Here is a 14394-nt window from a genome sequence, read left to right as displayed (position 1 = left end):
GAAGAACGCTTAGGGAATCTGCCCGGCAAATCGCCCGGCAGAGAATTGTTAGCACTCTCGTGCAGCGAGTGCTAATTATATGGACGGGTTTTGACAAATTCAAGAAGGGGAGCCGGACGAATTTTCAACGCGGCGCGGCAGCGGGGAAAACACGCGAAAATTACAAAAAACCCTTTCACAACAAAACCCTACCTACGCTACCCGGCCCGGAAGACGGGCCCGCGCAGCCCGCGAATCTCATCCAGCCCCGTTTGGACACCGGGTAAGCACGGAGTTCCTGCCCCCGCCGGCATCACGTCAAAAAACCTGCGCAGGCGCCGATTCCGTCCGCCGCAACGCGTCCGCTCCCCCGCCCGGCGACCGTCGCGCCCCCTTGCCCGGCGTTCCATCGCTCCGCACCGAATCATTCATTTGCATTACGCCGATATTTACGTTTCTCCTCCTGAAAAACCCCCGTCGGACCCCACCCGTAAGCCCGCCCATTACATTCAGTAATTTAGATGCGAATCATTCTCGTTTACATTGACTTTCCCATTTGACACTCCTACGATGCGCCGCGTTGCGCTCTTCTTCATGCCCGGGCCGATCGGTGCCGAGCGTCGGGACAGCGACCAACAAGCAGGACTCCAAATCAATTAGAACCCGGGATTTGATATGAAGGTTGCATCGTTCCATGGAGACCGCATCCGCGCCCGGATGCGCCCCGCCGCCTGTGCGGCCGCGTTCGCGTGCGCATCGTTCACGAGCAGCGCCGCATTCGCCGCCGCGCCGGTCGACGCGCAACCCGAAGCGCCCGAGGCCGATCTCGCGATCCAGGCGAAGCCGACCGACATGTGGACCGGCATCTGGACACGCCAGAGCCTGCTCGGCGACATGGGCGGCATCCGCCCGTGGCTCGGCAAGTACGGCGCGACGCTGCAGATCACCGAAACCAGCGAATACCTCGCGAACCTGCGCGGCGGCCTGAACCGCGGCGGCACGTACGACGGGCTGACGACGGCGACGCTGACGGTCGATACGCAAAAGGCGATCGGCCTGCCCGGCGGCACCTTCAACGTCAGCGCACTGCAGATCCACGGCAGCAACCTCAGCGCGCGGAATCTCGGCACGCTCAACACCGCAAGCGGCATCGAGGCGCAGGACACGACGCGCCTGTGGGAGCTCTGGTACCAGCAGTCGTTCCTCGACAAGCGCGTCGACGTGAAGATCGGCCAGCAGAGCCTGGACCAGGAATTCATGGTCAGCACGTATGCGAACACGTTCGTCAACACGATGTTCGGCTGGCCCGCCCTGCCGTCGTACGACCTGCCGAACGGCGGCCCCGCGTATCCGCTCGCGGGCCTCGGCGTGCGCGTGCGCGCGCAGATCACGCCGAAGCTCACCGCGCTCGCGGGCGTGTTCGACGGCGATCCGCTCGGCAACAACCCGAACAACCTGAGCGGCACGAACTTCAACCTGCACAACGGCACGCTCTACATCGGCGAGCTGCAGTACGCGCTGAACCAGCCGTCCGACGGCGAAATGGATACCGGCCACTCGAACGGGCTGCCGGGCACCTACAAGATCGGCGTCTGGTATCACAACGGCCGCTTCGCGGACCAGGGCACCGGCACCGACGGGCTGTCGCTCGCCGATCCCGCATCGAACGGCAACGCGCAACAGCATCACGGCGACTACAGCTTCTACGCGGTGGCCGACCAGATGATCTGGCGCCCCGACCCGACCGGCGCGAAAAGCCTCGGCGTGTTCGCGCGCGTGATGGGCGCGCCGGGCGACCGTAACCTGGTGAGCTTCGCGGCCAACGCGGGCATCGTGCTGAAGGCGCCGTTCGACGGCCGCGACAACGACAGCGTCGGCCTCGCCGTCACGTACATCCAGGTCGGCAGCCACGTGACCGACCTCGACCAGGCCGCACGGACCTTTGCCGCCGGCCCGTACGGCGTGCGCACCCGCGAGACGACCGTCGAGGCGACCTACCAGTACCAGGTCAACCCGTGGTGGGTGATCGCGGCCGATGCGCAGTACACGTTCAACGCCGGCGCGGGCCAGAACCCGAGCGACGCGACGCAGCCGCTGCGCAACACCTTCGTGCTCGGCGCACGCACGACGATCACGTTCTGAGCGCCGCGCGCACGCCACCCGCCCACATCCCCCGTTTTCGCGCGCCGCCGGCGCGGCGCGCCCCCCAGGAGATCCAGATGATTCAATCCGCCCCGCTTCGCCGCCTCGCGACGGGCGCACTGGCCGCCGTCGCGCTGACGGCCGCCGCCGGCGCGTTCGCCGAGCCGCAAGGCTTCCTCGAGACGCTGCATCGTCACACGCTGCTCGTCAACACGGTGCCCGACAACGGCGACCAGAACCCGTACGCGATCGCGGTCGCGCCGGTATCGGCCGGCTCGATCCAGGCAGGCGACGTGCTCGTCGACAACTTCAACAACGCGGCAAACCTGCAGGGCACCGGCAGCACGATCGTCAACTATCGCCCGTCGACCAAGCAGATGAGCCTGTTCGCGACGATTCCGCGCGACCTGAAGGCGTGCCCGGGCGGCGTCGGCCTGTCGACCGCGATGACGATGCTGAAGTCGGGCTGGGTGATCGTCGGCAGCACGCCGAGCAACGACGGCACGACGTCGACGAAAGGCGCCGGCTGTCTGATCGTGCTCGATCCGCAAGGCAAGATCGCGTCGACCTGGTCGAGCGCGAACATCAACGACCCGTGGGGCAACATGGCCGTGGTCGACCGCGGCGACAGCGCGACGCTGTTCGTCAGCATGGCCGGCTTCGGCGTCGGCGGCGCGGACGGCAACCCGCCCGTCTACAAGCAGGCGACCGTGCTGCGCGTCGACCTCGACGTGCCGGCCGGCAAGCCGCCCGTCATCAAGCAGGAAACGGTCGTCGCGAGCGGTCTCGGCGCGCAGGCCGACAAGGGCGTGTTCCTGGTCGGCCCGACCGGCCTCGCGCTGTCGGGCGACCAGAAGAAGCTGTACGTATCCGATGCGATCGGCAACCGGATCGTCGAGATCGACGATCCGCTCACGCGCGACACGAGCGCGGGGGTCGGCCGCCAGGTCACCGCCGACGGCTTCCTGCGCCGCCCGCTCGCGCTCGCGACCGCGCCGAACGGCCATCTGCTCGCGACCAACGCGCTGAACGGCCAGGTCGTCGAGATCGACCCGGTCGCCGGCAAGCAGCTCTATGCGCGCTGGATCGACACCGACAAGGCGCAATCGCCGCCCGGTAACGGCGACCTGTTCGGGATCGCGATGACGCCGGCCGGCGACGGCTTCTATTACGTCCAGGACGACGTCAACACGCTGATGCTCGCGAAGTAACGGAACCGACCATGGCAGACGATCTGAACCCGCCGCCGCGCCCCGCGCGCCGCGGCTTCCTGAAGGCCGGCGGCGCAGCCGTCGCCGCAGGTCTCGCGGCGGGCACGATGCCGGCCGCCCGCGCGGCCGATGCGGCGCCCGCCGTCGCGCCGGGTGCGCACGCGCACGACGACGACATCGAACCGTTCTACGGCAAGCACCAGGGCGGCATCACGACGCCGCAGCAGCGCAACGCGTATTTCGCGGCACTCGACCTCGCGACAACCCGGCGCGCGGACGTGATCGCGCTGCTGAAGACCTGGACCGACGCCGCCGCACGCCTCACGCGCGGCGACACCGCGCAGCCGCTGCCGGCGACCGGCGGCGACGACGTCGCGCCGGCCGACTCGGGCGATGCGCTCGGTATCGGCGCGTCGCGGCTGACGATCACGTTCGGCTTCGGGCCCGGCCTGTTCGCGGTCGCGGGCAAGGACCGCTACGGCCTCGCGAAGCAGCGCCCGGCCGCACTCGTCGACCTGCCGCGCTTCAACGGCGACCAGCTGATTCCGGAGAAGACGGGCGGCGACCTGTTCATCCAGGCGTGCGCGAACGACGCGCAAGTGGCGTTCCACGCGGTGCGCCAGCTCGTGCGCCTCGGCGGCAACGCCGTGCAGATGCGCTGGGGCCAGGCCGGCTTCACGTCCGGCAAGCCGGGCGAGACGCCGCGCAACCTGATGGGCTTCAAGGACGGCACGATGAACCCGTCGCGCGACGATCCGGCCGCGATGAACGAATTCGTGTGGGCCGGCAACGAAGGTCCGGCATGGATGAACGGCGGCACCTACACGGTCGTGCGCCGCATCCGCATCACGCTCGAACACTGGGACAACACCGAGCTCGGTTTCCAGGAGCAGGTGTTCGGCCGCAAGAAGTACAGCGGCGCGCCGATCGGCGGCAAGCAGGAATTCGAAGCGCTCGACCTCGACGCGGTCGACAAGGACGGCAATTCGGTGATCCCCGACAACGCGCACGCGCGTCTCGCATCGCCGCAGGTAAACAACGGCGCGCAGATCCTGCGCCGCGCGTACTCGTACAACGACAGCGCGAACTTCTACATCGAGCGCTGGCCGCCGTGGCGCCAGCAGACCGAGTACGACGCGGGGCTGATGTTCGTCGCGCACCAGCGCGACCCGCGCCGCGGCTTCATCCCGATCAACGAGAAGCTCGCGAAGCTGGACATCATGAACCAGTTCACCACGCACGTCGGCAGCGCGATCTTCGCGTGTCCGCCGGGCGCGCAACCCGGTTCGTACATCGGCGCCGCGCTGTTCGAAGCGTAACGGCCTCGCGACGCCACGCCCCTTTTTCTCCGGCCCGTCCGGATGCAACTCACGACGACGACATGAACACTTTTCCCGTTAGCCGCCCGCTGCGGCACCTGATCGCCGCGGCTGCCGCCGCGCTGATGCTGACCGGCGCGCTGCACGCCACGCGCGCGCATGCCGCGACGCTCACGCTGTACAACGCGCAGCACGAGCAGGTCGTCAACCAGCTCGTCAAGGACTTCGAAGCGCAAAGCGGCATCACCGTGAAGGTGCGCTCGGGCGAAGGCCCCGCGCTCGCCGCGCAGATCGTCGCGGAAGGCGACCGCACGCCGGCCGACGTGTACTTCACCGAGAATTCGCCGGAGCTCGTGCTGCTCGACCGCAAGGGCCTGCTCGCGAAGACCGACGGCGCCGCGCTGCAGGCGGTGCCCGCGCGCTTCAACCCGGCCGACGGCAACTGGGTCGGCGTGCTCGCGCGCGAGAACGTGCTCGTCTACAACACCGCGAAGCTCCAGCCGCAGCAACTGCCCGCGTCGCTGCTCGATCTCGCGAAGCCGGAATGGAAAGGCAAGGTCGGCGTCGCGCCGAGCGATGCGGACTTCCTGCCGCTCGTGAGCGCGGTGCTCGCGCTGCACGGCGAAGCCGCGACGCTGCAATGGCTGAAGGGCCTGAAGGCCAACGCGCAAGTGTTCGACGACGACGAAGGCGTGACCGCGGCCGTCAACCGCGGCGGCGTGCTGACCGGCATCATCAACAACTACTACTGGGACCGCCTGCACGCCGAACTCGGCGACAAGTCGACCCGCAGCGCGATCCACCACTTCGGCAACCACGACGTCGGGGCCGCCGTGAACGTGTCGGGCGCCGCGGTGCTGAAGGCGTCGAAGCACCAGCCCGAAGCGCAGAAGTTCGTCGCGTATCTCGTCAGCGAGCGCGCGCAGAAACTGATGGCGAACGGCCACATCAGTTTCGAGTATCCGCTGCATCCGGGCGTCGCCCCCGATCCGATCCTGAAGCCGTTCAACGAACTGAGCCCGCCGGCGCTGACGTTCGAACAGCTCGGCGACGACAGCCAGGCCGGCAAGCTGCTGCGCCAGGCCGGCCTGCTCTGACGATGAGCGACGCCGTGTCCCGCACGGCCCGCACCGCGCGCGACGGCGAGCGCACCGCGACGCGGCGCCGCCCGTCGCGCGCGCTCGTCGCCGCGGCCGCGTGCGGGCCGCTCGCGATCCTGCTGCCGCTCGGCTTCACGCTGTACCGTGCAGCCACCTTCGGCATCGACGACGCGATCGAGTTGCTGTGGCGCCCGCTCGTCGGCGAACTGCTCGTCAACACGCTGTCGATCACGCTCGCCGCGACGCTCGCGTGCACGCTGCTCGGCACCGCGGTCGCCTGGTTCATCGAGCGCACCGACCTGCCCGCGCGGCCGCTGTGGACCGCGCTCGCCGCCGCCCCGCTCGCGGTGCCGCCGTTCATCACGAGCTATGCGTGGGTGTCGCTGAGCCTCGACCTGCAGGATTTCCTCGGCGCGCTGATCGTGCTGACTTCCGCGTATTTCCCGCTCGTCTACCTGCCGGTGGCCGCGGCGCTTCGCGAACTCGACCCGGCACTCGAGGAAAGCGCGCGCACGCTCGGCTGCTCGCCGTGGCAGACGTTCTTCCGCGTCGTGCTGCCGCAATTGCGCCCCGCGCTATGCGGCGGGATGCTGCTCGTCGCGCTCGGCGTGCTGTCCGAATTCGGCGCGTTCCAGTTGCTGCGCTTTCGCACGTTCACGACCGAGATCTACGCGGAATACCGCACCGCGTTCGACGGCGGCGGCGCGTCGCTGCTCGGCTGCGTGCTGATCGCGCTGTGCCTGCTGTGTCTCGCGATCGAGGCACGGGCGCGCGGCCATGCGCGCTACGGCCATACGCATCGCGCCGCGCGCCGCGTCGCGATGCGTTATCCGCTCGGCACGCTGCGCGGTCCCGTCACCGGCGCGTTCGCTGCGCTCGCGGCCGCGACGCTCGGCGTGCCGCTCGCGATGATCGGCTACTGGCTCACGCAACAAGGTGCTGCCGCCGTCACGCCGGCCGACGTCTCGCCCGAGCTGCTGTGGCAGGCTACCCTCGCCTCGTCCGGCTACGGCCTCGCGGCCGCGGCCGTCACGACGCTGCTCGCGCTGCCGCTCGCGTTCCTGCTGGTCCGTCATCCGGGCCGCGTCGCGACGTTCCTCGAACGCACCGCGATGACCGTGCAGGGCGTGCCCGGCATCGTCGTCGCACTCGCGATCGTGTCGATCACGGTGCGGCTGCTGCAGCCGCTCTACCAGAGCGCGCCGGCGCTCGTCGCCGCATACGCGATCCTGTTCTTGCCGCTCGCGGTCGTCAGCGTGCGCGCGGCGCTGTCGCACGTGCAGGTCCGGCTCGAGGAAACCGCGCGCGCGCTCGGCCTTGGCTGGCGCGCGACGCTCACGCGCGTGGTGCTGCCGCTCGCGGCGCCCGGTCTCGGCGCGGCCGCGACGATGGTGTTCATCTCGGTCGTCACGGAACTCAATGCGACGCTGCTGCTCTCGCCCATCGGCACGCGCACGCTCGCGACGCAGGTGTGGAGCGATACGGCGACGCTCGCGTTCGCGGCCGCGGCGCCTTATGCGGCGCTGCTCATCGCGCTGTCGCTCGGCGCGTCGGGATTGCTGTTCCTGCTGCTCGGCCGCGCGTCGGTGCGCAACTGAGCACCGCTCTTTTTCTCCGGAACCGCCCATGAGCGAACTACGCATCCACGGCCTGTCCAAATCGTTCGGATCGCATACCGTCCTGCACGACATCGACCTCACGGTGCGGCGCGGCACGCGCCTCGCGCTGCTCGGCCCGTCCGGCAGCGGCAAGACGACGCTGCTGCGCGTGCTGTGCGGCTTCGAGCGCGCCGAGCGCGGCACCGTCGAGATCGACGGACGTCGCGTCGCCGCGCCCGACGTGCACCTGCCGCCCGAACAGCGCCGGATCGGCTACGTGCCGCAGGAAGGCGCGCTGTTTCCGCACCTGTCGGTGGCCGACAACATCGCGTTCGGGCTGCCGCGCGCGGCGCGGCGGCGCCATCACCGCGTCGACGAACTGCTCGAGATGGTCGGATTGCCCGCGTCGTACGCGAGCCGTGCGCCGCAGCAGCTGTCCGGCGGCCAGCAGCAGCGCGTCGCCCTCGCGCGGGCGCTGGCGCCCGAGCCGTCGCTCGTGATCCTCGACGAACCGTTCTCCGCGCTCGACACGTCGCTGCGGCACGAAACCCGCAGCGCGGTGGCGGACGCACTCGCCGCGGCCGGTGCAACGTCGGTGCTCGTCACGCACGACCAGCCCGAGGCGATGACGCTCGGCGACGAAGTGGCGGTGATGTGGCAAGGCAGGCTCGTGCAGACGGCCGCGCCGCAGACGCTGTACCGGCAGCCCGTCACGCGCGACGTCGCGTCGTTCGTCGGGCAGGCCGTGCTGCTCGCGGGCCGCGTGCGCGATGCGCGCATCGCCTGTGCGCTCGGCGAGTTACCGCTCGTCGCGCCACTGCCCGACGGGCCGGCCGACGCGATGCTGCGTCCCGAGCAGATCGGCCTCGTGCCGGTCACCCAGGCCGACGCCGCGCGCGGTCATGCGGCGCGCGTCGAAGCCGCGCAATTCGCAGGCCAGGACGCCGACGTGCTCGCGCGCCTCGATGCCGATCGCGACGTGCTCGTGCGCATCCGCGTGCCGGGACACCGGTGCCCGGCTGTCGGCGAACGCGTCACGCTCGTCGTCGACGGTGCGGTGATGGCGTACGCGCGCTGAGCGGCGCGCATCGTCGTCACGCGTCGGCGCAGCCCGCGTCCGACAGCGGCCGGAAGGTCCGCCCATCCGTCTCGACGGTCGCGCCCAGCCGCCGCGCAAGCCCCTTCGCGCCTTCGCGCATCACGACGTCGTGATTCCACCGGAACAGCGGCCGCGCGAGCGGCTCGAGCCAGTTCATCCAGCGCACGTGCGTGCGGATGTGCCAGTCGTAGCGCACGACCGTGCGCGGGCCGTCGGCAGCGAACGACCAGCGTCCGTCGCCTTCGATCGCACCGCTCGCGCGGCCTTCGAGTGCATGCGGCCGCTCGACGCGCCGCACGCGCATGTCGAAGGTCAGCCGGTACGGCAGGGCGCCCTTCCACGTATACCGGTGCAGCGCATCGACGCCGCGCGCATCGCCCTGCTCGAGCTCGACGGTGCGCACGGCCCCCTTCCACCAGTCGGGCCAGCGGTCGACCTGGTAGATCGCGTCCCAGACCGCCGCGAGCGGGGCGTCCACGTGCCAGGTCGTCGAGAACCGGTATTCCGCCATGCAGCCTCCGGCAAGTACGTCAGGAGAACAGACCCGCGTGTCGGTCAGGGCGCGAAGAAACGCTCGGGAAATGCGACGTCGATCTCCACGTCGTCGAGCGTCACGGTTTCGAGCGGTACGTCGTCATCGTCGGCGAAGCTGACGACCTTCAGCGGAAAGCCGTCCTCGGCGTCCAGCCACAGCCGGTAGCGATGCACGCCATCGACCACGTGCGCAGGCGCGCCGGTGACCGATACGCGCAGCGCGTTCCGGCCGCCGACGGCCTCCTCGCCTTCGGTCACCGTCGCGCCGCCCTGCTGCAGCGCATGAACGTTGCGCAGCAGTTCGCCGACGTCCGACCGGTCGACCCGGTGGCCGCTGCGGTCGCGCACGAGCGGATTGGACGGCGACAGCGTCAGCGCGGGCGGCGCGTGCACGCCGAACGGGCGCAGCCGCACCCTGCCGTCGCCGGGATCGTATGCCAGCACGGCACCGTGATGCGGCGACACGAAATCCATCCGGACGAAGCCCGGTTTCAGGTAGGCGTAGCGGATTTCGGTGTGCTCGCCGCCGCGCGCCGACGAGCGGATCGTCGCGCGGTACGAGTGGACATGGTCGAAATGCGCCTGGGCGACGGTCACGGGGTCGGCTGTCATGCTCGCTCCTATCAGGCTCGCGGCCAGCAACGCGGCGATCACGGCGCCGCCTCGACATCGAGCACGCCTTCCATCCCGCGCTCGCGATGGCTCCTGAAAAACAGCAGCCGATGCGTGCAATAGTAGGCGAACCGGCCCGGCTGCGCCGGCGTGAAACGAAACGTCTTCGGCGTCGTGCCGAGTTCGGTGTGCACCGCAATACCGGCCTGCGGCGCATCGATCTCGAAGCTGTGCGGCACCACGCCGGGCTCGGACGACACGGTCAGCTCGACCGGCACGTGCGCGCGCACGATCACGTGGTTCGGGCGGAAGAAATAGCTGCCGCCGACGATCGCCACCCGCTGCACGCCGTCGGCGCCGACCGGCACGCGCACCGGCGCATCGCCGTCCGCCCGCGCGAGGGTCGCACTCGCCGCGAGTGCCGCCAGCACGAGCCCCTTCGTCATCTTCATCGCCTGCTCCCTGCCGGCGTCGCGCGTCAGCCCTTCCACGCGTCGGTCGAGCCGCCGAGCGCGCCGCATGCTTCGATCGCGAGCTCGCGCAGGCGCCGCTCATCGCCTCGGCCCGACAACGCGTAGCCCATTCCGCGATCCGACCAGAAATACGTGTAGCGGCCATCGGCCGACATTGCCTGCGGCGCGAGATGCCGTGCGTCGTACGCCGTCACGTACAACGTCACGCGCTCGCCGTCCGCGCGCTGGTACATGAGCTGCGCAGCCGGCCCGTGCTCGCCGGGGAGCAACCGGCCGCCCAGCAGCGCATAACCGTATTCTTCAAGCGAAGGCGCGCGCACCGGGTGCCCCACGCGCGCCGACAGCCATGCGGCAAGACGCCGGGGATCGCCCGCGCCGACCTCGACCGGATGCTCGCGATCGGCGGCGTACAGGGCATACGCGACATCCGCGCGCGCGGCGAACGCCGGGGCGCTGCCGAACGCCTCCCAGCCCGCATGCAGCGCGACACCGATCAGCAGCCCGGCCGCCAGCCCCGAGCATGCATAGGCGAACGCGCGCCAGCGCGGCGCGCGACGCTGCACGAACAACGCGGGCGCCGCGCCCGGCAGCGGGAACAGCGCTTTCAGCGCGTCGCGCTGCGCGCGGTAATGCGCGAATCGTTCGGCCTCCTCCGGATCGGACTGCAGGCGCTCGAGCATCTCGCGCTGCTCGCGCCCGGACAGCTCGCCGTCCAGCAACGCGGACAGCAGCTGAGCCGACGCATCGTCGTCCCGCGGGTTCGAAGCTTGGTGCGAATCGTCCATCATGGCTTCCCGATCACTCGTAACGCGGCCGTGCCGTGCGCCGACGGCTCGTCCGACAGCAGTGCACGCATCTGGGCCCGCGCGCGCGCGAGCCGCGACATCACCGTGCCCACCGGCACGCCGAGCACCTGCGCGGCATCGCGATAGCTCAACTCTTCAAGCGCAACGAGCAACAGCACCTCGCGCTGTTCGACCGGCAGCCGGTACAGCGCGCGCTGCACGTCGCGCAGCACCAGCCCGCCGATCTCGCCGGCCGGCGCGGCCATCGTCTGCCACGGCGCCGTCGCGTCGTCGACCGCGATCTCGTGCCGTGCCCGCAACTGGTCGATGAAGCGGTGCCGCAGCAGCGTCAGCAGCCAGGCACGCAGGTTGCCGGCGTCGCGCGGCGGCCGGTTCAGCGCACGCTCGAGCGTGTCCTGCACGAGATCGTCCGCCCAGGCGCGCTCGCCCGTCAGCGCACGCGCATAGCGCGTGAGATGCGGCAGCCACACCAGCAGATCCGATTCGTAGCTCATCGGGATGCCTCGCGCATCGCCGCGCGATCACGGACGCGCGACGTGCCACATGCCGCCGATCCCGTCGCCGCCCGCGTCGCCGGCCTTGCGGTCCATCTTCCAGCGATACAGCGGACGCCCGCGATACGCCCATTGCTTCTTGCCATCGTCGCGCGCGACGAGGCTCAGCGCACCCGCCGCCTTGTCGTATGCATCGGCGAGCGCAGGCGGCCAGTTGGCCGTGCACGCGCTGTCGCACGCGCTCTTGCCGGGCGCGTCGCGATCGAATACGTACAGCGTCATGTGCGCTTCGTCGACCAGTTTCCCGTCGGCGGCCTGGGGCGGTTCCGCGGCCGCCGGCCGCACGATCGCCGCCGTCAGTGCGACGGCGAATAGCATCCGTTTCATTCCCGTTCTCCTTGGCGTGGTGTTACGGCACGGCGGGGCCGGACGGTGCGATCGGCTGCGTTGCGGCCATTATCCCGCCGGCCGGCCGAGCCGGAACTCGGTATGTAAACGGACGGCGGGGACCGGTTATTCCATGCTGCGCCGCGGCGATCGGCAGCGGTCATTCATGGGACGAAAGAAAGCCTGAAGCCCGAAAAAGACAACGCGGCATGACAGCGATGTCATGCCGCGTTGCGCGACCCGTGTTGCACGACCCTCTCGCACGGCGGCCGATGCGGCGCCGCCGTGCGTTCCCGCCGGTTACTTCGGCAGTGCGCCCGTCAGCGACTGAAGCAGCGTCGTCACCGGTGCGAGCGGGTTGTTCGGCGAGCTGTTGCCCGAATGCGGCGTCACCGACAGGCTCGGCGCGGAACCGAGCGCCGTCCCTACCGACGTGCCGACCGCATTGACGACCGTCGCCGTCGAGTTGGCGCCCGTCGTCAGCAGCGAGCCGACCGCGCCCGCCGTGCCGCCGGCCGCGTTCGCGCCCGCGCCGAGCAGGCTGCCGCCTGCCGCTGCCGTCGAACCGGCCGCGCCCGACAGCGCGCCGGCCGCCTGGCCGAGTGCCGCCGGCCCGTTCCCGAGTGCGCCCGTCACCGAACCGAGTGCGCCGGTCAGTGCGCCGGCCGGATTGCCGCCGCCCGTCAGGCCATTCACGAGGTTCGTGATCGGTGCGATCGGGCTGTTGCCCGCCGCGCCCGACAACGTGCCGACCACCTGGTTCACGACGCCCTGCACCGGCGCCAGCGGGTTGGAGCCGCCGAGATTGCCGAGGGCGCCCGTCACCGAGTTCAGCGCGCCCGTCAGTGCACCGGCCGGATTGCCGCTGCCGAGCGTACCGACGACCTGGTTCACGACACCCTGCACCGGCGCCAGCGGGCTCGTGCCGCCCAGTGCGCCGAGCGCGCCTGCAACCGAGCCGACCGCGTTGCCGAGTGCGCCCGTGGCCGTACCGACCGCATTGCTCAGCGTGCCGGCCGGGTTGCTGCCGCCGAGCGCGCCGACGACCTGGTTCACGACGCCTTGCACCGGCGCCAGCGGGTTCGAGCCGCCGAGGTTGCCGAGCGCCCCCGTCACCGAACCGAGTGCGCCGGTCAGCGCGCCGGCCGGATTGCCGCCCGGCAGCGCGTTCTGCAGACCGTTGACGAGGTTCGTGATCGGCGTGATCGGGCTGCCGCCGCCTGCACCCGACAGCGTGCCGACGACCTGGTTCACGACGCCCTGCACCGGCGCCAGCGGGTTCGCCCCGCCGAGCGCGCCCGTCACGGAGTTCAGCGCGTTCGTCAGCGCACCGGCAGGATCGCCGTTGCCGAGCGTGCCGGCGAGCTGCGTGACGACGCCTTGCACCGGCGCGAGCGGGCTCCCTGCACCGCCGACGTTGCCGAGTGCGCCCGTGATCGTGTTGACCGCGTTGCTCAGGGCGCCGGCCGGGTTACCGCTGCCGAGCGTGCCCGTGACCTGGTTCACGACGTTCTGGATCGGCGTGATCGGGTTCGCGCCGCCGCCGAGGCCGCCCAGCGCACCCGTCACCGTACCGAGTGCGCCGGTCAGTGCGCCGGCCGGGTTGCCGCCGCCGAGACCGCCCAATGCCCCCGTCACCGTACCGAGTGCACCGGTCAGTGCGCCGGCCGGGTTGCCGCCGCCGAGCGCGCCCGTGACCTGGTTCACGACGCCCTGGACCGGCGCCAACGGGTTCGAGCCCCCGCCGATGCCACCCAGTGCGCCCGTTACCGTGCCGAGTGCCCCCGTCAGTGCGCCTGCCGGGTTGCCGCTGCCAAGTGCACCCGTCACCTGATTCACTACGCCCTGAACCGGCGCCAGCGGGTTCGCGCCACCGCCGATACCACCCAGTGCCCCCGTTACCGTGCCGAGAGCCCCCGTCAGTGCGCCTGCCGGGTTGCCGCTGCCAAGTGCGCCCGCGACACCGTTCACCACGCCTTGAACCGGCGCGAGCGGGTTCGAGCCGCTGCCGAGGTTGCCCAGCGCGCCCGTCACCGTGCCGACGACACCGGTCAGTGCGCCGGCCGGATCGCCGCCGCCGATGGAGCCAATAAGCCCGTTCACGACGCCCTGGACCGGCGCGAGCGGGTTCGAGCCGCCACCGATGCCACCCAGTGCGCCCGTCACACTGCCGAGTGCGCCGGTCAACGCACCGGCCGGGTTGCCGCCACCGAGCGCACCCGTGACCTGATTCACCACGCCTTGCACCGGCGCCAGCGGATTCGCGCCGCCACCGATACCACCCAGTGCGCCCGTCACCGTGCCTAGCGCGCCCGTCAGTGCACCAGCCGGATTACCGCCACCGAGCGCGCCCGTGACCTGATTCACGACGCCTTGTACAGGCGCCAGCGGATTCGTGCCGCCACCGATACCACCCAGCGCACCCGTGACTTGATTCACCACACCCTGCACCGGCGCCAACGGGTTCGAACCACCACCGATACCACCCAGCGCACCCGTCGCCGTGCCGAGCGCGTTACTCAGCGTGCCAGTCGCCGTATTCAGCGCGCCGGTCAGTGCTCCAGCCGGGTTGCCGCCACCGAGCGCACCCGTAACCTGATTCACCACGCCTTGCACCGGCGCCAGCGGATTCGCGCCGCC

At 70.4% G+C, this 14394-nt stretch carries 13 protein-coding genes; 6 read left to right on the top strand and 7 right to left on the bottom strand.

Annotated features, from left to right (window positions below):
- Positions 1-654 precede the first annotated feature (654 nt).
- From BLA15945_RS33465 to BLA15945_RS33440, 6 genes are all read left to right on the top strand, one after another.
- Positions 655-2121 (top strand): carbohydrate porin, encoded by a 1467-nt coding sequence (locus BLA15945_RS33465; RefSeq protein WP_174994369.1) that lies wholly within the window; start codon positions 655-657, stop codon positions 2119-2121.
- 77 nt (positions 2122-2198) lie between these two features.
- Entirely contained in the window at positions 2199-3332 is a 1134-nt protein-coding gene (locus BLA15945_RS33460; RefSeq protein ID WP_174994368.1) for a hypothetical protein, read from the top strand.
- A gap of 11 nt (positions 3333-3343) precedes the next feature.
- Positions 3344-4651: an iron uptake transporter deferrochelatase/peroxidase subunit gene (efeB, locus tag BLA15945_RS33455; RefSeq protein ID WP_059235814.1), complete on the top strand. Its 1308-nt coding sequence runs from the start codon at positions 3344-3346 to the stop codon at positions 4649-4651.
- A 62-nt stretch (positions 4652-4713) separates the two neighbouring features.
- Positions 4714-5748: an iron ABC transporter substrate-binding protein gene (locus BLA15945_RS33450; RefSeq protein WP_059235816.1), complete on the top strand. Its 1035-nt coding sequence runs from the start codon at positions 4714-4716 to the stop codon at positions 5746-5748.
- Between the two features lie 2 nt (positions 5749-5750).
- On the top strand, positions 5751-7349 hold the full coding sequence (locus tag BLA15945_RS33445; RefSeq protein WP_174994367.1) for an ABC transporter permease: 1599 nt from the start codon (positions 5751-5753) through the stop codon (positions 7347-7349).
- Between the two features lie 28 nt (positions 7350-7377).
- Positions 7378-8427 (top strand): ABC transporter ATP-binding protein, encoded by a 1050-nt coding sequence (locus tag BLA15945_RS33440; protein ID WP_174994366.1) that lies wholly within the window; start codon positions 7378-7380, stop codon positions 8425-8427.
- A 16-nt stretch (positions 8428-8443) separates the two neighbouring features.
- On the opposite strand, the gene BLA15945_RS33435 is transcribed toward BLA15945_RS33440, so the two are convergent.
- The 7 genes from BLA15945_RS33435 to BLA15945_RS33405 form a co-directional block, all read right to left on the bottom strand.
- The gene (locus BLA15945_RS33435; protein WP_059235822.1) at positions 8444-8959 is read right to left on the bottom strand and encodes an SRPBCC family protein; all 516 of its coding nucleotides are present in this window, start codon (positions 8957-8959) and stop codon (positions 8444-8446) included.
- 44 nt (positions 8960-9003) lie between these two features.
- On the bottom strand, positions 9004-9636 hold the full coding sequence (locus BLA15945_RS33430) for a LolA family protein (protein WP_059235824.1): 633 nt from the start codon (positions 9634-9636) through the stop codon (positions 9004-9006).
- The gene (locus BLA15945_RS33425) at positions 9633-10046 is read right to left on the bottom strand and encodes a cupredoxin domain-containing protein (protein WP_059236880.1); all 414 of its coding nucleotides are present in this window, start codon (positions 10044-10046) and stop codon (positions 9633-9635) included. Before BLA15945_RS33425 ends, BLA15945_RS33430 begins: the two co-directional genes overlap by 4 nt.
- 26 nt (positions 10047-10072) lie before the next feature.
- Positions 10073-10855: an anti-sigma factor family protein gene (locus tag BLA15945_RS33420; protein WP_174994365.1), complete on the bottom strand. Its 783-nt coding sequence runs from the start codon at positions 10853-10855 to the stop codon at positions 10073-10075.
- Positions 10852-11367: a sigma-70 family RNA polymerase sigma factor gene (locus tag BLA15945_RS33415; RefSeq protein ID WP_059235828.1), complete on the bottom strand. Its 516-nt coding sequence runs from the start codon at positions 11365-11367 to the stop codon at positions 10852-10854. Before BLA15945_RS33415 ends, BLA15945_RS33420 begins: the two co-directional genes overlap by 4 nt.
- Before the next feature lie 27 nt (positions 11368-11394).
- Positions 11395-11754, bottom strand: coding sequence for a COG4315 family predicted lipoprotein (locus BLA15945_RS33410; protein WP_059235830.1), 360 nt, complete (start codon positions 11752-11754; stop codon positions 11395-11397).
- Positions 11755-12054: 300 nt separating this feature from the next.
- On the bottom strand, positions 12055-14394 hold a 2340-nt coding region (locus tag BLA15945_RS33405), incomplete at its 5' end, for a beta strand repeat-containing protein (protein WP_174994364.1).

The sequence above is a fragment of the Burkholderia arboris genome (genome assembly GCF_902499125.1).
Lineage (GTDB): Bacteria > Pseudomonadota > Gammaproteobacteria > Burkholderiales > Burkholderiaceae > Burkholderia > Burkholderia arboris.
The sequence above is the reverse complement of the archived record's forward strand: the minus strand, read 5'-3'. Positions and strand labels throughout refer to the sequence as shown.

Bases quoted from the DNA above. Each gene is read 5' to 3' on its own strand.
- BLA15945_RS33465 (WP_174994369.1), top strand. From the start codon at position 655: ATGAAGGTTGCATCGTTCCATGGAGACCGCATCCGCGCCCGGATGCGC.
- BLA15945_RS33460 (WP_174994368.1), top strand. From the start codon at position 2,199: ATGATTCAATCCGCCCCGCTTCGCCGCCTCGCGACGGGCGCACTGGCC.
- efeB (WP_059235814.1), top strand. From the start codon at position 3,344: ATGGCAGACGATCTGAACCCGCCGCCGCGCCCCGCGCGCCGCGGCTTC.
- BLA15945_RS33450 (WP_059235816.1), top strand. From the start codon at position 4,714: ATGAACACTTTTCCCGTTAGCCGCCCGCTGCGGCACCTGATCGCCGCG.
- BLA15945_RS33445 (WP_174994367.1), top strand. From the start codon at position 5,751: ATGAGCGACGCCGTGTCCCGCACGGCCCGCACCGCGCGCGACGGCGAG.
- BLA15945_RS33440 (WP_174994366.1), top strand. From the start codon at position 7,378: ATGAGCGAACTACGCATCCACGGCCTGTCCAAATCGTTCGGATCGCAT.
- BLA15945_RS33435 (WP_059235822.1), bottom strand. From the start codon at position 8,959: ATGGCGGAATACCGGTTCTCGACGACCTGGCACGTGGACGCCCCGCTC.
- BLA15945_RS33425 (WP_059236880.1), bottom strand. From the start codon at position 10,046: ATGAAGATGACGAAGGGGCTCGTGCTGGCGGCACTCGCGGCGAGTGCG.
- BLA15945_RS33420 (WP_174994365.1), bottom strand. From the start codon at position 10,855: ATGATGGACGATTCGCACCAAGCTTCGAACCCGCGGGACGACGATGCG.
- BLA15945_RS33415 (WP_059235828.1), bottom strand. From the start codon at position 11,367: ATGAGCTACGAATCGGATCTGCTGGTGTGGCTGCCGCATCTCACGCGC.
- BLA15945_RS33410 (WP_059235830.1), bottom strand. From the start codon at position 11,754: ATGAAACGGATGCTATTCGCCGTCGCACTGACGGCGGCGATCGTGCGG.